Origin of the sequence: Endozoicomonas sp. YOMI1, from assembly GCF_024606345.1 — a bacterium.
Taxonomy (GTDB): domain Bacteria; phylum Pseudomonadota; class Gammaproteobacteria; order Pseudomonadales; family Endozoicomonadaceae; genus Endozoicomonas.
In genome coordinates this window covers 1-1550 of record NZ_JAHHPM010000476.1, presented here as the reverse complement: position 1 = coordinate 1550, position 1550 = coordinate 1, and the positions used below count along the sequence as shown (strand labels likewise).

The following is a 1550-nucleotide window of genomic DNA, read 5'->3' as shown; positions in this document are numbered from 1 at the left end:
TATTGAAGCCTTTGCCGAAACGATCAATGGCACGTTCACTAATGCCACTTTCCCTAATGCCACTTTCCCTGATGTCGCTCGTCACTATTTCGATATCGTAGCAGCCGGGGTGGATGACATTATCCATGAGTTCAACACCACAATAGCGCCTGCCCCGACCATTAGCTCAACGACAGTAGCCCATCACCATCGTTCAAAAAGAATGATCTTTTCGGAGCAGGATTTCTTAAGCAGAATCAGGAGGCTGTTAATCGGTGAACATGTAGTTGCCGGAGAAACTATGGTGCCGGAGCTGTTGAAGTTTTTACGGGGTTTTTCAGCAATGCGCAATGAATTTACCCTTATGATGCAGCGTGCCGTTGAGGCAGGCCCAGATGCAACAGCTCTTGCCAATCAACTCCGGCAGCCGCAGGGGATGGCCAATTATTTGCAGGAATATGACCAAAAGGCCTTTGAGTTAATATGGAATTCAGACTATCAGGCACTTGGCAAATTAGCGTTTAAAGTTAACGTCCTCAAATTTATTAACACACATGCTCCGGCATACCATGCAGACTTGATGAACGCGCTTGAGGCAATGGTTCGTGAACTGATGCAGGATCTCGAACAGATATCTCTGGGGTCCGCCAATATGGAAGACTTTGCGTTTCTTGCTGGAACCACAGAATTCGCTTACGTATGGAACCCTTTGCAATTAATGATGCGTGATATGAAATTAGATGGAGGCGTATGTCTGTCGGATACAGTTGCATTGACCGTTGCCAGCCATTTGGGCACGTCTGTTGTTGATGCTGTAAAGGCTCTGGCCAATGCTGTTTTCCTGGGCACCGGATATGCTCAATTACCCCATCTTGTCAGGGTGATGCTACAGGAACTTGCGGCTAAAGGTGATATATCTTCCCCCCGGAGTCTATGGCGTAGCCTGGGCCTGAAAGAAGACAGCCATTACCTCAGTAAAATTGGCCGGAAAATTCTTACCTTTTCGAATAAAAGCGAGGCGGGAAAGCAATTTCTTTCAATCCGGGAAATGCTGGCAGATATGGTTGCAGCGTTCAATGCGAAGGCAAATCAGTTACCGGCAGGGGAAGATGTCACTGTCCGGTTTAGCATCTGCCCCAAGCCCAAGCATATGATCTTTTCTGAAATACAAAGGGTGAATAATCAACTATCCCTGACCACTTGTGATACCTCAGGCAATTTTCTCCGGACCAGTGGCGATTCAATGGATCAGTTGGTTGCAAAGGCCATGACCATGCTACAAAGGCTGGCTCAGCAATACGGTCTTGGATTGACTCAGCCAGCGCAGATTGTTGACGGAAAAGGTATCGGTCATATTTATCAACCCACCGACGCAGAAGTAACCGAGTGGGCTGACATGGCTCCCATTCCTACCTCGGCTTTAAAGGTAGGACAGATCCTGACTCATCCGGCAACGGAACTTGCAGCCCTCGACAAAGTGGCCACGAAGGCCCTGGCCAAACAATACGTTGAGAAGGTGACCAGTGCAGATGGGCTTAAGAAACTGAAATTAAGCCAGAAACTGACTGAAC

The 1550-nt window shown here is 47.9% G+C and carries 1 protein-coding gene; it reads left to right on the top strand.

Translation table 11 applies throughout. The annotated features are described in order from the left end of the window. Positions 1–1550: hypothetical protein (locus KDK15_RS16730; protein ID WP_257296529.1), on the top strand; the 1550-nt coding region annotated here is incomplete at both ends.